The sequence below is a fragment of the Proteiniborus sp. MB09-C3 genome (assembly GCF_030263895.1).
In the GTDB taxonomy this organism is placed as follows: Bacteria; Bacillota; Clostridia; order Tissierellales; family Proteiniboraceae; genus Proteiniborus.
Genome location: NZ_CP127161.1, coordinates 3362832 through 3381681 on the forward strand (window position 1 = coordinate 3362832; position 18850 = coordinate 3381681).

The following is an 18850-nucleotide window of genomic DNA, read 5'->3' on the forward strand; positions in this document are numbered from 1 at the left end:
GACATATTATAATGTAATATTTAATAATATACCATATTATCAAATATTGTCAAGTGTAAATATTTGAAAAATAACAATAAGGTCATGGGAAAAGCTCAAGAACACAAAAAGCATGAATTTTCATTCACGCTTTTTGTGCCGTTTATTCTAGACATAATAAAACAATACATTAAACACTATGGATAATAGTAAAAACACACCACCTGCAACAAGAAAATGTGCTATTGAATATTCCTTATCTCTCTGCTGTTTAAAATCAAAATAAGTTTTTGGAAAATTAGTATCTCTATTTTCTTTTCGCTTGAATGTTTCCCTAATTAATCTAGAGCTATAGATAAAAATATCAAACATTCCTCCGTTACTTACTAAAAGCAAGATACCAATTCCTCCTATAATTACGGCAGGTACAAGAAAGCCATCACTTAATATCCTTACAATATAGGATGTATCAGAGGCGCCAAATATGTTTTTATAGGAAAATACAGCATATGCCATTATAATTCCTACTGTAAAAGTAATAATATATTTTATATATCTATTGCTCATTTTCTACTCTCCCAAATACATAGTGTTCATCGCATTAAAAATTAAAATGGATACAATTAAATTAATATGAGCTAGCATTTAATTGTTTCACATATTTATTATATTCAGCCTCATTGCAATAAACATAGTGCTCATCTCCAATATCCCTCAAGGTAGGCTTATCAATTGAATAATCATGCTCTAATGAAGGATTATATGTTATCCTTTTACGCTTTCTTTCATAATGCGGATCTGGAAGAGGAATAGCTGATAATAAGGATTTTGTGTAAGGATGCATTGGATTCTCAAATAAATCCTTTGAAGAAGCCAATTCTACAATCTTACCAAAATACATAACACCTATTCTATCAGAAAAATATTTAACAACAGATAAATCATGGGCAATAAATAAAATTGTAAGACCCATTTGATTCCTTAAGTCATTAAGTAAATTTATTATCTGAGCTTTAACAGAAACATCCAATGCACTTATAGGCTCATCAGCAATGACTAATTCTGGTTCTAGTGTCAATGCACGAGCAATACCTATTCTTTGACGCTGCCCCCCACTAAATTCATGAGGATAACGTCCAGCATGCTCAGGAACAAGTCCAACTAAGTCAAGCATCTTATAGACTTTGTCATCAATAAATTTTTCATCCTTAACTCCATTAATTCTCAAACCCTCTGCAATAATTTCACGAACAGTCATACGAGGATTTAAGGAAGCAATCGGGTCTTGGAATATCATCTGAATCTTAGTGATTATTCTTTCATTTTTAATTCCAACTTTTTCAGCATATATTTTATCACAATTATCATTATCACGTTTTGCTAATTTTATCAATTCCATTTGCTCTGCTATAAGCTTATTAAGTCTTTCTTTTTCTTGTGCATCAGCAGTTTTCTTTTTAGCTTTTGCTTCTTCTATAATCTCTTCATAGGAACCTACACCAGCACAAATTCTTTGGTCCTTAAAATATACATTGCCCGAAGTGATGTTGTTAAGCTTTATTATAGTCCGTCCTGTAGTAGTTTTTCCACAGCCTGACTCACCAACAAGGCCAAACACCTCGCCCTTCTTAATATAAAAGCTCACATCATCTACAGCCTTTAATACTGCTTTTTTCCCCAGTGGGAAATACTGTTTCAAATTTTCTACCTTAAGAAGTACATCTTTTTCATTATGCATTCTCTGCCACCCCCATATTCCTCATTCTTTCAATACGGTCTATAACAATTTTAGGTGGCTCTACCTTTGGTGCACTTGGATGAAGCAGCCAAGTAGCAGCATAGTGAGTAGGTGTTATTTTAAACAATGGTGGCTGCTCCTCAAAATCTATTTGCATGGCATACTTATTTCTAGCCGCAAATGCATCTCCAACAGGTGGAAATAACATATTAGGAGGAGTACCTGGTATTGCATCTAACTTTTCTTTTGTATCCAAATCAGGCATAGATGCCAAAAGAGCCCATGTATATGGATGTGCTGGCTCATAGAATACTTCGTCTGCAGTTCCTATTTCAACAATTTTGCCTGCATACATAACTGCTATTCTATCTGCAATATTAGCAACAACACCTAAATCGTGAGTTATAAATATAACTGAAAGCTGTCTTTCTGCCTTTATTTCATTAATCAATTCCAATATTTGAGCCTGAATCGTAACATCAAGAGCTGTAGTAGGCTCGTCACATATGAGTATATCAGGGTTAGCTGCTAAAGCTATTGCTATAACTATACGCTGTCTCATACCACCTGAAAATTGAAACGGAAATTGATTGTATCTTTTCCTTGGTTGCGGTATCCCAACTTCTTTCATTAGCTTAATAGCTCTATTTTTAGCCATGTTTGGTGTTACTCTATATACCATTGCTAAAGCCTGCTGCTTTAAGTGTTCTACCATTTCTTCAGATAGAATATGAAAGTCTATATCTGTAATATTGTCAATTTGATTTTTATATAAATCAATTAGATTTTTGATTAGTTTCACAGTATCTGATTTTAAAAGCTCTAAATCAACTATAACAGCAGGAGTAACTTTATGTGTGACCTTACCTTTCGCCCTAAGTTTTTCAATTTTCTTATTTTCTTTATCAAAACGGTTGTTATTCTTCTTATTTGATACAATACCGTTAAAATATTTATTCACAGCACTCATAATACTTGTACTAAAGGTATATGAAGCACTTTCTTTTCTAATAGATAATTTATCTATTGAATTGTTAACAGCATCGATCATTTTTTTTGCTGCATTTATGCAAGTATCTTTTTCCCAATCAACATTTTCAAAAACTGAAATATTAGCTTCAAGTGCTTTTATAGCTTCTTTTTTTGCTTCAAATGACTTCATATATGAATACTCTATTGCTTTTTCAATCATATTTTTAAAATCATTTAGGAAATTTTCATTAAAAAAAGCCTGCATAGTTTTATTTAAAGTATTTATATCTATATCTTTTATATTTGCTTCTTTTTTATAGGTTATATAATATGCCATAGCTAAAAAATCTGGCTTTGGCAGAGAAGTTGCTTCATCTAATATTTTTGCTATGTCATTTAAAATACTTGAAATAGTACCTTGGTTTTTAACATCATTGTATGCTTTTGCAGCTTCTGTCAAAGCTTCGACTTTCTTAGTAAGCTGACTATTATTTGCTACAACATAATCATTATAGGTTTTGTTTAGTTCAGGTATAATATATTTAATCTGCTCACGAATTTCCTTTGGATCTCCTTTTAAAATATCAATCAATAGATCCTTAATTTCATAGGAAGCATCAGAAGCGTATTGATATGCAATATTATATGCTTTTTCTAATTTAATTCCTTCATTGATAATCTTATTGAAGATATCAATTTTTTCTTCAGTATTGGCAACTCCAGCTTTTTGCAGATTCTCTTTTAAAAGAGTTCTTTTTAAATCATACTCTTTTTTTGCAGATCTTTGATTTGACTTCCCATTTAAAAGCATTGCCTCTGTAAGCTGTTTACCAATTCTCATAATAGGGTTTAAGCTCGACATAGGATCTTGAAATATCATGGATAACTTGTTCCCACGATAATCATGAAATTCATCCTCAGATATTTTTAACAAATCCTTGCCATCATATATTATTTCTCCGCTTTCAACAATACTATTGGGAGCTAGTAATCCAAGAACAGCCTTAGCAGTAACGGATTTGCCAGAGCCTGACTCTCCAACTATGGCCAAAGTTTCACCCTTATACAAATCTAAATCAATATCTCGAACAGCTTTGACTGTACCGTCATTAGTTCTAAATGAAACTCTTAGGTTTTTTATATCTAATTTTTTTTCCATATCTTAGCCCTCCGAACCTCTTAGTGATGGGTTAAATGCATCACGTAGTCCATTGCCAAATAAGTTAAATGATATCATCAGCAATGATATATATAATGCCGGGAAGAAAATAGCATGGGGATACGTTGATAATGCAGTTTGACCGTTAGAAAGCAATGTGCCGACACTTGTCAATTTTGACGTCTGTAAATTCACTATTCCCAAATATGAGAGGATTGACTCTGTGAAAATCACACCAGGGATAATCAATATTGTAGAGGTAATTATAGTCCCTATAGCATTTGGTAAAATATGGCGGAATATAAGCCTTCTATCTTTTGCCCCTAATGTCCTAGCGGCTAATACATATTCCTGCCCTTTAAATCGATAGAACTGTGATCTAACCCGATATGCGGGTCCAATCCAACCCGTTAGTATAAATGCAAACAACAGGGAAATAACTGGCCCAAGTTTTCTTGCAAAATGCATTTGAAACAATGCAAAAGTCACTATACTAGGAATTGAGCCCATAATCTCAGCAAAACGCTCCATCATCAAATCCAGGGTTCCGCCATAATAGCCTTCAATAGCACCATATATTGTTCCAAGAAATATGTTTATAGCAGAAACAGTTATTCCTAATATAAATGATAATCTTGCACCACTTGCAAGACGAACAAGAATGTCCTGTCCAAATCCATCACTGCCAAATAAGAAACAAGGATAAAAGCCATTGGTATATTTGTAATATTCATAGTATAAAACACGAGTCCTATACTGGTTTCCTCCCATTTTCATCGTATAATATGCATATCCATCTGGGCTATTTTTGTCCTCCAAATAAATGCTCTGATAATTACCGTTTTCATCATAAATAGCTGCACCTTTAGAAGTATGAGCAAACCAATAGTTAGGATCAGTATCAAAGCCAGGAGCTACTTTGGATAAATCAATTAGCGGATACAATATCTGTATTCCAGTTTCTTTTTCATATGCTAACACATCTTCGTATTCCTTCTGTGTTAGATTTTTATATACATATCCAGTTTTCATATATGAATCCAGTGTGACATCATAATAAGTAGTAGTAGTATTCCTTGGCCCCGGTCCTTCATAAGTATTATGCACCTTAACTATAGCTCCAGGAATAGCATTGTAGTAATCAAAGCTTTGCTGGTTGTATGTATATTTTGAATGTCCTTTCATAATACCAAATTTAGATAGAAACTCGCTTTTGGGCAGAGTATAAGTATAAAAACCATCTTTATAATCAACAGCATATTTGGAAAACATAGGAACCAATATGGCGAATAACAGCTGCAAACCTATTATGCAAGCTGCAATAACAGAGCCCCTATTTCTACTAAAACGAAGCCATGCATCCTTTAAATATCCAATTGGTTTAGTATCAAATTTTAGGTCATGGATAGTTTCATCTTGTTGGACTAAAACAAATTTTTCTAAAGGCATATGTTTAATATCAGTTGCTTTCATTAGTCTTTCCTCCTCCCATTCTAATACGTGGGTCTACTATTCCATAACTTAAATCTACCAACAAACCACTTACTAATCCTATAATTAGATAAAACATACTAATTGCCATAAATACACTATAATCTCTTAAAATAATTGATTGAACATATACATTGCCTATGCCAGGAATTGCAAATATACTCTCAATAATCATTGATCCTCCTAATATTCCCATAAATTCACCTATAATCATAGGCAATATAGGAACTAGAGAGTTACGAAAGGCATGTCTGAATGTGGCTTGTCCTATAGTCAAGCCTTTTGCACGAGCTAAGAGCATATATTCACTTGTTAGAGTTTCAGTAAGCTCAGCTCTTGTAAAACGCATAAACCTTGCAATAATACCAAATGACAATGCCATTATAGGAAGAGCCATAGTATATAACATCTTCATGCTGAAGAAATCTGTACCTGATTTAACTACAATAGGAAACCATCCTAGTTTAAAGCCTAGAAAATATTGTACTATAAAAGCATAAACATAATTAGGTACTGAAATAAATAGCATTACTATTACAGATATAACCTGATCCTGCCATCTGTTTTTCTTCAGTGCTGCATACATACCAAATACTATACCAAAAGGCACTCCAATAAGCATAGTGTAAGTATTAACTGCTACAGTAGCAGGTAGTTTATTTGCCAAATAACCTGTTACAGGCTTCAAATATGGTCCAATAGTGGTACAAAAGCCCCAGTCCCATTTAGTAAAAATATTCCTCAAAAATATTCCATACTGTGTAAGTATAGGTTTATTATATCCCCAGGCTTCACGCATGGCTTTAACAGCTGCTGCAAAGTCACCCATTCCTGGAGGTATTTGATTGGGCAACATACGAACTAAAACAAAGCATATAGTCATTATGATAAAAAACGTAATGAGCATTAGACCTAATCTTTTCAATATATATTTAGCCATATTCTCTCTCCCAACTTATCATATAATAGTCTACTAAGGTGAAACACCTTAGTAGACTTTAGTTTAATAATTAATAGTCAAGTTGATTATTGTTATCTGAACAATATTTTTCCCATTCTGCGTCTGTATAGTTGTATGTCATATAACGTACACCACCGAACTGTATTATTTGAACAAAATCATAAGTTGGATATTCTATTTTTTGTGAATATAATGAAGTTGCAGTTCTATAATAAATTGGTGTAGTAACATATGTCTCTAGTATCCCATACTCCATACCAGCAAGTATTTGAAGTTTTGTATCAGGATCTGCTGTTACATATTCACCATTACATAGAGCTTCATACCACTCAAGGAATGTCTTTGTCATCTCTTCTCCATTTACATTGATAGTACATTTTTGAATATCTGGTTTAAATCCATATTCATGCAAAGATTCATACTTAGTATAAACCTCCATTAAACCATATGGATCCATTCCGGAACCGCCCCAAGTACTGATTATGATTTCAAATGCTCCTTGTTTAGCATGGTCATAATAATCTTCGTCAGGTACCATTTTTATTGTAACCTTATTTTCTAATGGTGTACCTACAATTGCAGCATTTATAGCATCCTGTACAAAGTTAACTATCTTAACATAACTTTCATCAGATTTATAGACCAAAAATTCTAATTCAATCTTATCTCCAGCTTTTATATCTCCAGCAGCTAAAGCATCATTATATGCTTTTGTAAACAATTCTGCAGCCTGTACCTTATCATAACCAGTTATATCATCTACGCTGTCAGCATTGTACAACTTCATTAATGCTTGTTTTCCTTGTTCTGAGCCTCTATAAGACGAACCTGTTTCAGGATCATATATATACAAATTATTAAGTAATCCAAAGCCAGCAACATGCGTTGCTGTACATTGCGCAGCAAACTCTTGCCTATCTATTGATAAAGCAAATGCCTTACGGAAATCCTTGTATGCTAATATAGTTCTATTTACTCCTGGAACCTCACGACTCTTAAGCGCAGCCTTATCACTATTAAAAGTAAATTTAGAAGTATAGGTTTGAGGAGTATACAATATATAGTCACTTGTTCTATATGTTCCCATATCCTCTGCAATTAAGTCTACATTATCAAGCTTTCCTTGAATGAATAGCTGTAAAGCTGTAGCTTGAGCAGGAACTATCTGAGTATCTATTGCAGTTGTTTGGAACAATCCTTCATGTTTTCCATCAGTGTAGCCATACCAGTTTTCATTTCTTTCCATTCTTATTTGCTTATCTTGCTGATATTCAGTTAATTTATATGGTCCATAGGACATATAAGTATCTACTGAGGTACCATAAGTTGTCTTTATTATATCTCCTGTTTCTTTTTTGTTTTTCTCATACAAGCCTTCATGTACTAGCCAGCTGCCACCTGCCAGATTATATTTCAAATAGAAATCTGTTATTGGTTTGCTTAAAATAAGAGTTATTTCGTATTCTCCTGTTTTCTTTAAGCCAACTTTTTCAAAATCCATGCTTTCTCTTTCACCATCATAAGTAAAGCAGAATTCCTTATATGCTTCAGGATTAGTGTCTCCAATTGCTTTAGCTATAGTTAAAAGGTCTTTCTTAGCTTCATCTGTTAAATCATTATAGTCTTGTGAAGAGTATTTTGCAAAAAGGTCATTGCCTGCCTCATCCATAAATGGACTAGAATCTGAATCATAATATTTTTTTGCAGTATCACCATTAAAAAAAACTACTGGTTTTGTTAAGCTGAATTTCATATCAGAGTCAGCTACATCACGGTAAGCATCATCCTTATATATATCAGTATATATAGGTTCATTTTGTTTATAATAATCTTCTGCATTAGCTAGAGTTAGAGTTCCTGAATAATAACTACTTGCACGATAATTTTTCATTTCAGGATTTAACATCTGCTTCATAGAGTAGATATAATTATCTGCATTGATTTTGTCCCCATTTTCCCATGCTGCTTTTTCATTTAAGGCAATCTTAAATGCATATCCTTCTGTTGCATCAGCAGGTACTCCATAAACTTCATTTCCTGCATATTCTTTAGTAATATCTACTGGAAAATCAACTGCCATCTCAGGCACAAATACATATTTATCATAGGTTTCATTAAATCCATACTCGTAAAGTCCAAATTGCGTATAAGTCATAATGTAACTGTCAGAATTGGTTTCCCACTCATGAGGATTCCATGTTTTAGGAGATCCTGCCATGTAATCATTATATGTATAGCTAGCATTACTTTGATTACCATCTACTTTGCCAGGATCATCGCCATCACCAGTTGTACTTGGAACATCCTTGCCCTTACAGCCAACTGCTGAAATCATCATGCTAAGCACCAACATTAATACAAGCATTGGTCTCAACACTTTAAAGATTTTTTTTCTTTTCATTTTTTTACCCCCTTATTTTTTTTGAGATACGTCTTTATGCTTTTTAACGTATCAGCCTTAATATAATTATATACTACCTTAGAAATAATTATATATCTTTCCGTTCTTTTGTCAATCATATTCTGAAAATTATATATTTTCTCGACATTCTTCGTCAAAGTTCGTCAAGATTTAACAGAAATTTCCTATTAGGGATTTTAATTAGACACATTGCAAATACTCAATATCATAAATAAAGAACTTAAAGAAACAATCTAAGCACCATTTTTTAAATTTTATTCATATAATCCTTTTATAATCTCTGTGTCAGAGTTTAATTTATATACTATATCCTTTCTCTCTACTATTATCTGAGTTTTCTTTGAAAGCTCTGGATCATTCTTTATGGAATTGAAAAGATTTTTATTGGGATTGATAGCTATAGGATTTCCTACCATTTTTAGCATAGAAAAATCTCCTTGAGTGTCTCCATAGGCAAAGCTATTTGGCAAATCTACATCATATTTTTCAACAAATTCATCTATAGTCTTCTGCTTATTATCTGAATCCCACATCTTAATGATTTCACCAGTAAAGTTATTGTTTTCATCTACTACATATGTTGTCCCTCTAAATTCAGTGACACCGTATTTTTCAGCCATCTTAGATACTAAAAAATCAGGGCTTCCAGAGATGAAAAAAATTTTATGCCCTTCTTTTCTGTGCCAATCAATTCTTGTTCTAGAATATTTGTAAACCTTATCACCATTGAGGTTTATGACTTGACTTGCAATGAATTCTATATTTGACTTGTTAACTCCCTTTAGTTCCTTTAAATATACATCTGCTAGCTCCTCTAAATAGTCTTCATAATCACCATATCTTTTTTCCCATTCATCATAAGTATGCTTGACACTGCTATGCCAAATGTATGGGTCTATAACCTCGTATTTTATTAGCTTCTTAAAATGCTGAATCATTAGTGAATTTCTATAAATAGTTCCATCTATATCAAAAAATGCTGATATGTTACCCATTTCTACCACCCCTTTATTAAGATTAAATATTACTATTATATTCTGATAATTATAAAATTGCAATTGATTATTGCATTTTTTATACCCATATTTTTATTAAATATATGGCTATTATAATATTTCTTCCCTATTCCATGTGTACTATTCAAAAAAGTTAAACTTCTTTTTCACCAAAAAAACTACATTACATATAATGTATTAACAACATAAAATATGTTTGATTGTTAATATAAAGGAGGGTATTTTTATGACAGAGACTACTGGTAAACAAGGATGCGGCTTTTTTGGAGGAGAATTTATTTGGATAATTATCATCATTATTATCTTCTGTTGCTTCTGTAACCGTGACGGATTTGGTAAATGGTAATCTTTAAGTCACACCACTAAATCAACAATATAAAGGAGGGTGTTTCATGGTAGATACTGCTGGTAAACAAGGATGTGGATTCTTTGGAGGAGAATTTATTTGGATAATTCTTATTATCCTTATAATCTGTTTCTGCTTCTCCGGTTCTAGCTGTGGATTTGGTAAATTTTAATCTATAAAAAAATAAGGAGGTTGTGTTATGGTAGAAACTAATTGGAGACGTGATTGCGAAGGCGGCGTAGGAAGCGAGCTTTTGTTCTTCTTCATACTGCTAGTAATCATTTTCTGCACATGTGGAACTGATAGAGGATTTGGAAAATTCTAAAATAGAAAAGCAAAAGCCTTTCAAAGCTACATCATGGTCAAATGATCAATATATAAGAAAAAGAGGGATATTTGAGCCCCTCTTTTTCTATGCTATTTAGACATTAGGGCTATGATGTACATTTACATGCTTTTTCTCTATCATAGGCTTGTTTTTCCTATCTCTTAATCTGACTTTTATAGAGTTTCTGCTATCTATAGAAATAATTATTGCTCTTATAATATCCTTTTCTCTTTTAGTAAGCATAGTAAAACCCCTTTTATAGATTTAGATAATTAGACATAAATATAGCGAAAAAAGTTCCTTTGCATTGGCTACTGCATAATATTATTAGTTTTAGGCTTATGATTTTCGATTTTCGCATCATTATAATTAAAAGATACTGTATGCATAGCTGACAAAATAGAATCTCTTTTAAAGCTTCTTATGACACCTTTATCAATATCAACGGCCTTTATAAGATTGCCGCTTATATTAAAAACCCTTATTTTTCTTTTTGTTATTTCCATACCCTTCATATATATAATGTCTATAGGCTTACGATTTTTTAAAGAGTAATTGATGACATGATCTATCATAGTATCACTCCCCGTAATTTTCCTCTATTTATATTATAACAGAACAAGTGTTCTGTGTAAAGAGTAAAAAAATGACTAGATTTCTCTAGTCTGTTATTATTTCAGCCTTAGTGCTCTTTCTCTGGATTCTTTTTCTTCTTCATCTTTTGGTTCGTCTAGCACAATATTGTGAGGCATAGATTTATTATTTTCATCTACAAAAACAAATGTTATAAATCCATCAGATATGATTTTATCTGAGTTGTTTCTGGTTATTTTCCCATATACAGTAAAGCTAGTTTTTCCTGCTTTTACAACATAACTTTCTAAATTTACAATATCCCCCTTGTTACCTGGTGTTGTAAAGGTTAAACCATGTACATTGACACATACTATATTCTCTGGCTTGCCTGTTTCTCTTGCTCCACTTATAAAGCAAGCTTCTACAAACCATTCTGCCATCCTACCTGCAAATAATGTTCCGTGATGATTTAAATCTTCTGATTTTACTAGGCGTGATATTTTTATTCTGTTCATTTTTCTCCTCCTATAATTATTTATGATTACATACTATAATATTTTCTTATGTTATGCTTTAACACAAATAGTTGTCTATCTTTGTAAAGTTGTCCTAATAGGTTAAGACTGTCTATTGTAAAAAAACTAGAATATATTTAGGTTGTGATATAATAAATATATCACTTTAAACATTCATATAACAACATATAATAAAGGTAGGGGATGAAGATGAAAATTCAATTTTTAGGTGCAGCTAGAGTAGTAACTGGTTCATGTTTTTTACTCACTACAGAAAAAAGCAAAATTCTTATTGACTGCGGACTATTTCAAGGTAGTGAGAATCTTGAAAAGCTAAATTATGAAGAATTTCAGTTTAATCCTGCAGAAATAGATTATTTAATTTTAAGCCATGCGCATATTGACCATAGTGGTAGAATTCCAAAGCTAGTAAAGGAAGGCTTTGAGGGACAAATAATTTGCACTAAAGCAACTAGTGATTTATGCGAAATAATGCTACTTGATAGTGGTCATATACAGGAATCTGATGCAAAATGGGAAAACAAAAAAAGAAACAGAGCTGGTAAACCATTAGTAGAGCCTCTTTATACTGCAAAGGATGCCTCCACAAGTCTAAGGTATTTTAAGCCTATACTGTACGGTCAAAAAATAAATTTAAATGATGAAATATCTATTAGGTTTAGGGATGCTGGTCATATATTAGGCTCTTCTATAGTAGAATTATGGATAAAAGAAAAAGAAAAAACAGTAAAAGTAGTGTTCTCTGGTGACTTAGGATTGCCTAACAAACCAATATTAAGAGATCCTGAATATATTGAAGAAGCTGATTATCTTATTATTGAATCTACTTACGGAAACAGAGAGCATATAAATGTGGAAAACAGGGTAGAGAGACTTACTAAAATAATTGATTCCACTGTTTTAAGGGGCGGAACAGTTGTTATTCCTTCCTTTGCAGTTGGAAGAACTCAAGAGTTAATATATGAACTGAATAAGTATTACGAATATAATAAAAATATTGAAGCATTTATGAGAATTCCAATATATATTGATAGTCCTATGGCTGTATCTGCAACTAAAATTTTTCAAGAAAACTCGGATTGTTTTGATGCTGAAGCTAAAAAGTTAATATTAAGTGGGGACAACCCCTTTGAGTTTCAAAATCTTCATTACATTCGCTCTCAGGAGGATTCAATGAGATTAAACTCATATGATTTCCCTAAAGTAATTATTTCAGCTAGTGGAATGTGCAATGCAGGGAGAATCCGTCATCACATTAAATATAATCTATGGAAAAAATCCAATAGTATTGTATTTGTAGGATATCAAGCTGAGGGAACCTTGGGAAGAATGCTTAAAGACGGGATAAAAAGTGTAAAATTGTTAGGAGATAAGATAGCTGTAGAAGCTGAAATTCACAGTGTTGAAGGATTTTCTGGACATACTGATCAAAAAGGACTAATAGATTGGATGAGGGGTTTCAAAAAACTACCTAAAAATGTTTTTATAGTCCATGGTGAAAGTGAATCATCTCTAGGACTATCTCAAGCCATTGAAAAGCATTTTAATATAGAATCTGTAATCCCTGCCATGAATTCAGCCTATGAATTAGATACTGATATTATTGACAATGAACTCATTGATATTGTAGAAACTATTAAATTAAAAGATAATATAAAGGTAGAGCTACAGCAAGTATATGATCAGTTTGAAGGACTTGTATCTAAAACAGGAAAAATGATGGATGATGAAACTTTGAAAAAAGATTATGATTCACTAAAAAACAACTTAATAGAGCTTCAAAAGAAGCTAATGGACTTAAATATCTTAATTAGTGAATAAAATAAATAACTGCCAAAACTATTATATTATTATTTCAAATCTAAATAGTATTGGCAGTTATTATATTATCTATTTATTTTTTTCATCATTACTCATTATTTCTTTTAATGAAGTAGCTAATCCAGCTAAATTTTGTATTTCGGAAGGAATAATAATCTTAGTAGCCTTGCCATCTGCAACTTTAGCTAAAGATTCCAAGCTTTTTAGTGCAATTACTGATTGATCTGCTCCAGCTTCCTTTATCATTTTAAGTCCTTCTGCAGTTGCGTTTTGGACTTTCATAATAGCTTCAGCTTGACCTTCAGCTTCTCTAATAGCTGCTTCCTTTTTAGCCTCTGCCCTTAATATGGCTGCTTGCTTTTCTGCTTCGGCTTCTAGAATAGCAGACTCTTTTTTCCCTTCAGATACAAGGATAGCTGATTTTTTCTCTCCCTCAGCTCTTAATATAGCTTCTCTTCTTTCTCTTTCTGCTTTCATTTGCTTTTCCATTGCATCTTGAATTTCTCTAGGTGGTATAATGTTCTTTAATTCAACTCTATTTACTTTTATCCCCCATGGATCTGTGGCTTCATCAAGTATTAAACGCATCTCTGTGTTTATAGTATCACGACTAGTTAGAGTCTCATCTAATTCTAAATCTCCAATTATATTTCTTAATGTAGTAGCAGTAAGATTTTCAATTGCAGCTAGTGGATATTCCACACCATAAGTAAATAACTTAGGGTCAGTTATTTGAAAAAATATAACTGTATCAATTTGCATAGTTACATTATCCTTAGTAATAACTGGCTGAGGAGCAAAATCTGCTACCTGCTCCTTTAATGATACTCTCTTAGCTACCCTATCTATCAGAGGTATCTTAACATGTAGACCTACTCCCCATGTATCCTGGTATGCTCCAAGCCTTTCAACAACATAAGCATACGCTTGAGGTACTATTCTGATATTAGTCATAACTAAAATTAAAGCAATAAAAAGTAAAACAATAAACGTTATAATTCCTGCCATTATGATTCCTCCCCTTTACTTTTTTGTTTAACTACTAGCTTTACACCCTGTATATCTAATATTTCTATGATACTGTCTTCTAATATTTTCTCATCATCAAAGGACTTTGCTGACCATATCTGTCCTGAAACCTTGACTTGGCCAATTCCTTGTATATTATCTATTTCTTTAATCACAACTCCTGTTTTACCCTTTAGTGTCTCTGTATTTGTTTTAGTATGACCTATTTTCAGTACTTTTTGTGCTATTGGCCTTGTGAAGTATAGAAGTACACTTGATGAAACTAAAAACGTTAGAACTTGGGCCCATAATGGTGCATCAAATAATGAAATTACCCAGGCTATTAAAGCTCCTACTGCAAACCAAATTGTAGCCACTCCAAGTGTGATTGCTTCAATAAAACCAAAGGCTATAGCTGCTATTAGCCATAACATACTATTAGTTAGTTGAAATCCCAAATTTATGCCCCCTTTCAACTCAGTATAGAATAATTAATATTAATCCTATATTCATAATATACCACATTTTCACTCGTTATAACAGGGTTGTCAGAAATATAACAATGATATATAAAAGGCCAAGGTACCAAAACCCTTTAGCCTTTATTTTCTAGTTATTTTTTATTAATTAATTGTTTCTGTCCCATTTCAACTAAATTTTTTGTCATCATTCCGCCTACGAGACCAGCAGTAAACATATTTTCTATTGGATCTAATTTGTTTAGATTATTAGCCAAACCCATTTTCTTTGATATTTCTAGCTTCATTTCCTCTAAAGCTTTTTCTGCATTAGGATTCAATGCTCTTCTAGTCAAATAAATCACCTCGATATTTAATTTTCATTCATTATTTATTTTGTATATATAAATAGCTTTAGATACTAGGTAATTTTATGCAGACTAATAACAGTACTAGTAAAATAATCAAATTCATCAATTATTTATAGTATATATTAAGTGTTTTATTGCAGATAATAATCATGTAAGTGAAAAACTTACTAAAACTTTAATTGGAGGAATGAGCTAATGAAGAATACTATGGGTAGAGTTCCTAGTTTGAAAAATTCTAAAAATATAAGCCAAAGCGAAGCGCAAAACGCAAGGCAAAAGATGAACAATAGTTCGAATATGAGTCAAAGCTTTGCGACTGGTATGACATCAAATACTATGGCAAACCTAAGTAATTCTACTTCAGTAGGTTTTGGAGAAATAAATAATGCAAAACAAAATATGAATGCTACTAATGAATTTACTACAGGTATGACATCAAGTATGATGCCAACACTAAGCAATTCGACTTCTGTAGGACAATATGAAAAACAGAAGGCTAAACAAAAAGTACAAAAGTCAAATAGCTCAAACTCTAATAATTTTTACTAATCAATAATTTCGGCCCTCTAGTTCTTAGAGGGCTTTTTATTCTAAGAAAGCTTGTTATTAATATCTAAATTCCTATATAAAAAATAAAATTTTATTGGTATAATAGATGTTGAATTAAATGAAGGAAACAAGGCTTGAGTTGGAGGGCTGCATATGACAAATGATGAACAGCTAACTATATATGAATTAATAGGAAAAGCAAAACAGGTTGGAACAAAAAAAATTCCTGAAAATATTAGGCTAAAGAAAGGACAAAGCTGGTGCCCATATTGCAATAATATAGTTGTATTTATTAAAGATAAAAGGCTAAATGTAAAGAAATGTCCTCTTTGTGGAATATCTGATAATGATTTCTGGGTTAAGAAGGTCAACAAAAAATCAGGGAGGTAATTCCCTCCCTTTGAAGCCAAAAAATTTCCTGTTTATTTCTGTTTATTTGTTATGTGTTATTTTGCCTATATCCTTTATTAGTATTGATATCGTACCATCTGCATTGGTAATAAACTCAATTTTATCATTATTTCCATAGTATTCAACAGGCAGACTGATTTCTACTCCTGTATCTGTTTTGATTTTCTGCTTTCTAAAGTTTTTATCTACTATTTTTTCATTATCAATAGGAATACTTTTTTCTTTTATCCCAGCTTTTTCTACATGTTCTATATATTCTTGTTTAAGCTGCGGATTTTGTGAAAATACTGATTTTGCCACTTCTTCAACGTCTATCGCTTCATTTTCTTCTATACTTTCAACTACAGCTTTTTTTATTTCTGCATGAATTACTGGATCTTCATCAAAATATGTTTCACTAAATTTTTTGGTGGCCTTTGTGAATATCTTTACTTTCTCATTTAAGGATATTTGACTGCTGCATTTTAAAAACATGGATGAAAAATAGTAAATCTTCTCATCGTTAATGTTATATTTTTTCTCATAAAGATTTAAAGAAAAATCCTCTAAATTGATTATGGCACACTCATCTACTCTTTGCCCTATTGAAGGTAAAGTAGTTTTTTGCTTAACTATTGAATTAATAATTCCACTTTCTGTGGTTTCAATATGATGTATGTATGAGTGTTTATAATTAAGCTTTAATATTCCAAGATACATTACACTATCTATGTCAAATAGAATGAATATCACATCTGCTGGTGGAATTTCCACGTTTTCATACATTATCTTGAATAAAACATCTCCCATATCTATGGTACCTTTTAAGAAAAACTCATTTTCCTTTGATATTTTTTCACATATTGATCTTACTTTATTATCTTCTTCAATAAAAGTCGCAGATTTCAAACTGTCGTCATCAACTATTTTTTCAATATGTCTTCCAACAAATTCTATAATATCATCATCCAATTGACTCTCAACTTCCGAAAAAACAGGCATTTGTAAATTGTTATCTAATATATGCACAACTATTTTTTTTATAGATATATTTTCCACGGACACTATAATCATACCTTTCAAGGATATTTTTAGAAAATCAAGAAATGGATTTCTTAATACTTTTCTGCAATAAAAAGTGTGCAAAGACAAAATAAGCATGAAAAAAGACTTACAGAAAAACATCTGCAAGCCTTATTTTGCTATAATTTTCTGGTGCATCTTCAGGGACTCGAACCCTGGACCCACTGATTAAGAGTCAGTTGCTCTACCAACTGAGCTAAAGATGCAAAATTGACTACAAAAGATATTATACTACTATATTTTGATCTTGTCTATAGAAAATTTAAATTTAATTATTTTTTATTTACTTCTTTTTAAGTTGCCTTTTATTGGCTTTTTATTTATCTTTAGTACCAAGCAATCAACACGCTTTGTGCACACTTTCTAATGTCCAATGCACATAAAAAATAAAGGCTCTCTACTGCTGGAACCTTTATTTCATCATAGACTACTTTATGTTAGCATAATCCTCTCTTAATATACTCATAATTACTTCATCATAGTATCTACCATTTCTAAAAACTGATTGTTTCAGTTTGCCTTCTTCTACAAACCCATTCTTTTTATATGACCCTATAGCTCTTTCGTTAAATGAAAAAACAAAAAGCTGAATTCTATTGATATTCATTTGATTAAATATAAAATCAATTAAAAGACCCATGGCTTCTGTTCCATAGCCCTTTCCTCTAAAATCCTTGTCTCCAATATATATACCAACTGTAGCTACTCTGTTCTTCCAATCAATTTTGTTTATGCCGCAGCCTCCTATATATAAACCTGTTTCAATATCCTCTATAGAAAAATTATATGTATCCTTCATTGCTATTTGGTTCTCAAACCATTGCTTCTCTCTTTCTAATGTCATTGGATATGGTATTCCAGGACTTATATTTAGCAATACCTCAGGATCACACATATACTGATATGCTGGCTCTACATCTTCAATTTTTAAACCTCTTAGCTTTACCTTTTTTCCAACAAACACACTATCTCCCCCATTTAATAAAACCTGTCTTCAAAATTTCTCTTTGTTTTTTTCTTAACTTTTGTACCATCTTTTAACAGCTGTACTATATTTTCTATATATTCAACTGCTTTTTCATAATTTAAATTGGTTTCAAATATGAAGTAATCTAATATAGACATACTTAATGATGTAAGTAAAAAAGCCTTTAGCTTAACATCTATGGAATCATTTATATCTTTATTGTCTATCCCTTTTAATATTAATTCTTCAAACACATTATCAGTACTTAAGGATTCCTCTAGTATTTCCTTTTTAAATTCTATATTACGATTTTTTTTAAAATCTAGACTTATAGCTGAAAGCTTTGGTAAATCTATAGCAAATTTAACTTCTGAAAGAAAAATATCCTTTAATGAATCAAAATAGTCTGAGATATCCTGTTTTTTAATTGCAACATCTAGATATGAAAGCTTTTTCTTTTCTGATTCTCCTACTATATATCTATATAAATCCTTTTTATCTTCAAAATACTGGTAAAAACTTCCTTTTGCTATTTCTGCACTCTCCACTATTCTATTAATACTTGCATTTTCGTATGAGTATTCCTCAAATTCATCTATGGCTGCTTCAACTATTTTATCGATTTTATCTTTAGGTAAATTGAAAAAAGTATTTTTTGGCACCTTAACAACCCCCTTTT

General features: G+C 31.7%; 21 protein-coding genes, 1 tRNA gene and 1 pseudogene. 5 read left to right on the forward strand and 18 right to left on the reverse strand.

The window, feature by feature from the left end:
* Nucleotides 1-147: 147 nt before the first annotated feature.
* The 8 genes and pseudogenes from QO263_RS16580 to QO263_RS16615 form a co-directional block, all read right to left on the reverse strand.
* On the reverse strand, nt 148-546 hold the full coding sequence (locus tag QO263_RS16580; RefSeq protein ID WP_285623862.1) for a DUF3899 domain-containing protein: 399 nt from the start codon (nt 544-546) through the stop codon (nt 148-150).
* A 61-nt stretch (nt 547-607) separates the two neighbouring features.
* Nucleotides 608-1717, reverse strand: a complete 1110-nt coding sequence (locus QO263_RS16585) for an ABC transporter ATP-binding protein (RefSeq protein WP_285623864.1) — start codon at nt 1715-1717, stop codon at nt 608-610.
* Nucleotides 1710-3500 carry an ABC transporter ATP-binding protein gene (locus tag QO263_RS16590; protein ID WP_352169759.1) on the reverse strand — a complete coding sequence of 597 codons (1791 nt, stop codon included), beginning with the start codon at nt 3498-3500 and terminating at the stop codon, nt 1710-1712. The genes QO263_RS16585 and QO263_RS16590 overlap by 8 nt, the downstream gene beginning before the upstream one ends.
* A pseudogene (locus QO263_RS16595) lies at nt 3474-3848 on the reverse strand (ATP-binding cassette domain-containing protein); the annotation flags it as partial. The pseudogene QO263_RS16595 and the gene QO263_RS16590, both read right to left, overlap by 27 nt.
* Before the next feature lie 3 nt (nt 3849-3851).
* Nucleotides 3852-5321: an ABC transporter permease gene (locus QO263_RS16600; protein WP_285623866.1), complete on the reverse strand. Its 1470-nt coding sequence runs from the start codon at nt 5319-5321 to the stop codon at nt 3852-3854.
* Entirely contained in the window at nt 5308-6279 is a 972-nt protein-coding gene (locus QO263_RS16605; protein ID WP_285623868.1) for an ABC transporter permease, read from the reverse strand. Before QO263_RS16605 ends, QO263_RS16600 begins: the two co-directional genes overlap by 14 nt.
* A gap of 70 nt (nt 6280-6349) precedes the next feature.
* Nucleotides 6350-8701 carry an ABC transporter substrate-binding protein gene (locus QO263_RS16610; RefSeq protein WP_285623870.1) on the reverse strand — a complete coding sequence of 784 codons (2352 nt, stop codon included), beginning with the start codon at nt 8699-8701 and terminating at the stop codon, nt 6350-6352.
* Between the two features lie 275 nt (nt 8702-8976).
* Nucleotides 8977-9717, reverse strand: coding sequence for an HAD family hydrolase (locus QO263_RS16615; RefSeq protein ID WP_285623872.1), 741 nt, complete (start codon nt 9715-9717; stop codon nt 8977-8979).
* A 413-nt stretch (nt 9718-10130) separates the two neighbouring features.
* Between QO263_RS16615 and QO263_RS16620 the strand changes: the two genes are divergently transcribed.
* Together QO263_RS16620 and QO263_RS16625 are read left to right on the forward strand one after the other, a co-directional pair.
* The gene (locus QO263_RS16620) at nt 10131-10256 is read left to right on the forward strand and encodes a hypothetical protein (RefSeq protein WP_285623874.1); all 126 of its coding nucleotides are present in this window, start codon (nt 10131-10133) and stop codon (nt 10254-10256) included.
* Between the two features lie 27 nt (nt 10257-10283).
* A complete protein-coding gene (locus QO263_RS16625) occupies nt 10284-10409 on the forward strand; it encodes a hypothetical protein (RefSeq protein WP_285623876.1) in 126 nt (41 codons plus the stop codon).
* Nucleotides 10410-10505: 96 nt separating this feature from the next.
* Here QO263_RS16625 and QO263_RS16630 read toward each other — a convergent pair whose 3' ends face one another.
* The 3 genes from QO263_RS16630 to QO263_RS16640 form a co-directional block, all read right to left on the reverse strand.
* Nucleotides 10506-10655, reverse strand: a complete 150-nt coding sequence (locus QO263_RS16630; RefSeq protein WP_285623878.1) for a hypothetical protein — start codon at nt 10653-10655, stop codon at nt 10506-10508.
* A gap of 68 nt (nt 10656-10723) precedes the next feature.
* Entirely contained in the window at nt 10724-10987 is a 264-nt protein-coding gene (locus QO263_RS16635; RefSeq protein ID WP_285623880.1) for a hypothetical protein, read from the reverse strand.
* Nucleotides 10988-11083: 96 nt separating this feature from the next.
* Entirely contained in the window at nt 11084-11503 is a 420-nt protein-coding gene (locus QO263_RS16640; RefSeq protein ID WP_285623882.1) for an acyl-CoA thioesterase, read from the reverse strand.
* Nucleotides 11504-11713: 210 nt separating this feature from the next.
* Here QO263_RS16640 and QO263_RS16645 point away from each other — a divergent pair, with 210 nt between their 5' ends.
* Nucleotides 11714-13345, forward strand: a complete 1632-nt coding sequence (locus QO263_RS16645) for an MBL fold metallo-hydrolase RNA specificity domain-containing protein (protein WP_285623884.1) — start codon at nt 11714-11716, stop codon at nt 13343-13345.
* 69 nt (nt 13346-13414) lie between these two features.
* Here QO263_RS16645 and QO263_RS16650 read toward each other — a convergent pair whose 3' ends face one another.
* The 3 genes from QO263_RS16650 to QO263_RS16660 all read right to left on the reverse strand — a co-directional run bounded on the left by QO263_RS16650 (nt 13415) and on the right by QO263_RS16660 (nt 15167).
* Entirely contained in the window at nt 13415-14353 is a 939-nt protein-coding gene (locus QO263_RS16650) for an SPFH domain-containing protein (RefSeq protein WP_285623886.1), read from the reverse strand.
* Entirely contained in the window at nt 14353-14811 is a 459-nt protein-coding gene (locus QO263_RS16655; RefSeq protein WP_285623888.1) for an NfeD family protein, read from the reverse strand. The genes QO263_RS16650 and QO263_RS16655 overlap by 1 nt, the downstream gene beginning before the upstream one ends.
* A gap of 155 nt (nt 14812-14966) precedes the next feature.
* Complete coding sequence (locus QO263_RS16660; protein ID WP_285623890.1) at nt 14967-15167, reverse strand: small, acid-soluble spore protein, alpha/beta type; 201 nt, start codon at nt 15165-15167, stop codon at nt 14967-14969.
* A 210-nt stretch (nt 15168-15377) separates the two neighbouring features.
* On the opposite strand from QO263_RS16660, the gene QO263_RS16665 reads away from it, so the two are divergent.
* A complete protein-coding gene (locus tag QO263_RS16665; RefSeq protein ID WP_285623891.1) occupies nt 15378-15731 on the forward strand; it encodes a hypothetical protein in 354 nt (117 codons plus the stop codon).
* Nucleotides 15732-15884: 153 nt separating this feature from the next.
* Entirely contained in the window at nt 15885-16121 is a 237-nt protein-coding gene (locus QO263_RS16670; protein ID WP_285623892.1) for a hypothetical protein, read from the forward strand.
* Nucleotides 16122-16163: 42 nt separating this feature from the next.
* On the opposite strand, the gene QO263_RS16675 is transcribed toward QO263_RS16670, so the two are convergent.
* The 4 genes from QO263_RS16675 to QO263_RS16690 form a co-directional block, all read right to left on the reverse strand.
* Nucleotides 16164-17306, reverse strand: a complete 1143-nt coding sequence (locus QO263_RS16675; protein WP_352168986.1) for a nucleoid-associated protein — start codon at nt 17304-17306, stop codon at nt 16164-16166.
* 28 nt (nt 17307-17334) lie between these two features.
* A tRNA-Lys gene (locus QO263_RS16680) sits at nt 17335-17410 on the reverse strand.
* Nucleotides 17411-17631: 221 nt separating this feature from the next.
* Nucleotides 17632-18168, reverse strand: a complete 537-nt coding sequence (locus QO263_RS16685; RefSeq protein ID WP_285623894.1) for a GNAT family N-acetyltransferase — start codon at nt 18166-18168, stop codon at nt 17632-17634.
* 14 nt (nt 18169-18182) lie between these two features.
* On the reverse strand, nt 18183-18833 hold the full coding sequence (locus QO263_RS16690) for a TetR/AcrR family transcriptional regulator (RefSeq protein ID WP_285623895.1): 651 nt from the start codon (nt 18831-18833) through the stop codon (nt 18183-18185).
* Nucleotides 18834-18850 lie beyond the last annotated feature (17 nt).

Coding starts and splice junctions, on each gene's coding strand:
- QO263_RS16580 (WP_285623862.1), bottom strand. CDS start 546: ATGAGCAATAGATATATAAAATATATTATTACTTTTACAGTAGGAATT.
- QO263_RS16585 (WP_285623864.1), bottom strand. CDS start 1,717: ATGCATAATGAAAAAGATGTACTTCTTAAGGTAGAAAATTTGAAACAG.
- QO263_RS16590 (WP_352169759.1), bottom strand. CDS start 3,500: ATGCTTTTAAATGGGAAGTCAAATCAAAGATCTGCAAAAAAAGAGTAT.
- QO263_RS16600 (WP_285623866.1), bottom strand. CDS start 5,321: ATGAAAGCAACTGATATTAAACATATGCCTTTAGAAAAATTTGTTTTA.
- QO263_RS16605 (WP_285623868.1), bottom strand. CDS start 6,279: ATGGCTAAATATATATTGAAAAGATTAGGTCTAATGCTCATTACGTTT.
- QO263_RS16610 (WP_285623870.1), bottom strand. CDS start 8,701: ATGAAAAGAAAAAAAATCTTTAAAGTGTTGAGACCAATGCTTGTATTA.
- QO263_RS16615 (WP_285623872.1), bottom strand. CDS start 9,717: ATGGGTAACATATCAGCATTTTTTGATATAGATGGAACTATTTATAGA.
- QO263_RS16620 (WP_285623874.1), top strand. CDS start 10,131: ATGGTAGATACTGCTGGTAAACAAGGATGTGGATTCTTTGGAGGAGAA.
- QO263_RS16625 (WP_285623876.1), top strand. CDS start 10,284: ATGGTAGAAACTAATTGGAGACGTGATTGCGAAGGCGGCGTAGGAAGC.
- QO263_RS16630 (WP_285623878.1), bottom strand. CDS start 10,655: ATGCTTACTAAAAGAGAAAAGGATATTATAAGAGCAATAATTATTTCT.
- QO263_RS16635 (WP_285623880.1), bottom strand. CDS start 10,987: ATGATAGATCATGTCATCAATTACTCTTTAAAAAATCGTAAGCCTATA.
- QO263_RS16640 (WP_285623882.1), bottom strand. CDS start 11,503: ATGAACAGAATAAAAATATCACGCCTAGTAAAATCAGAAGATTTAAAT.
- QO263_RS16645 (WP_285623884.1), top strand. CDS start 11,714: ATGAAAATTCAATTTTTAGGTGCAGCTAGAGTAGTAACTGGTTCATGT.
- QO263_RS16650 (WP_285623886.1), bottom strand. CDS start 14,353: ATGGCAGGAATTATAACGTTTATTGTTTTACTTTTTATTGCTTTAATT.
- QO263_RS16665 (WP_285623891.1), top strand. CDS start 15,378: ATGAAGAATACTATGGGTAGAGTTCCTAGTTTGAAAAATTCTAAAAAT.
- QO263_RS16670 (WP_285623892.1), top strand. CDS start 15,885: ATGACAAATGATGAACAGCTAACTATATATGAATTAATAGGAAAAGCA.
- QO263_RS16675 (WP_352168986.1), bottom strand. CDS start 17,306: ATGTTTTTCTGTAAGTCTTTTTTCATGCTTATTTTGTCTTTGCACACT.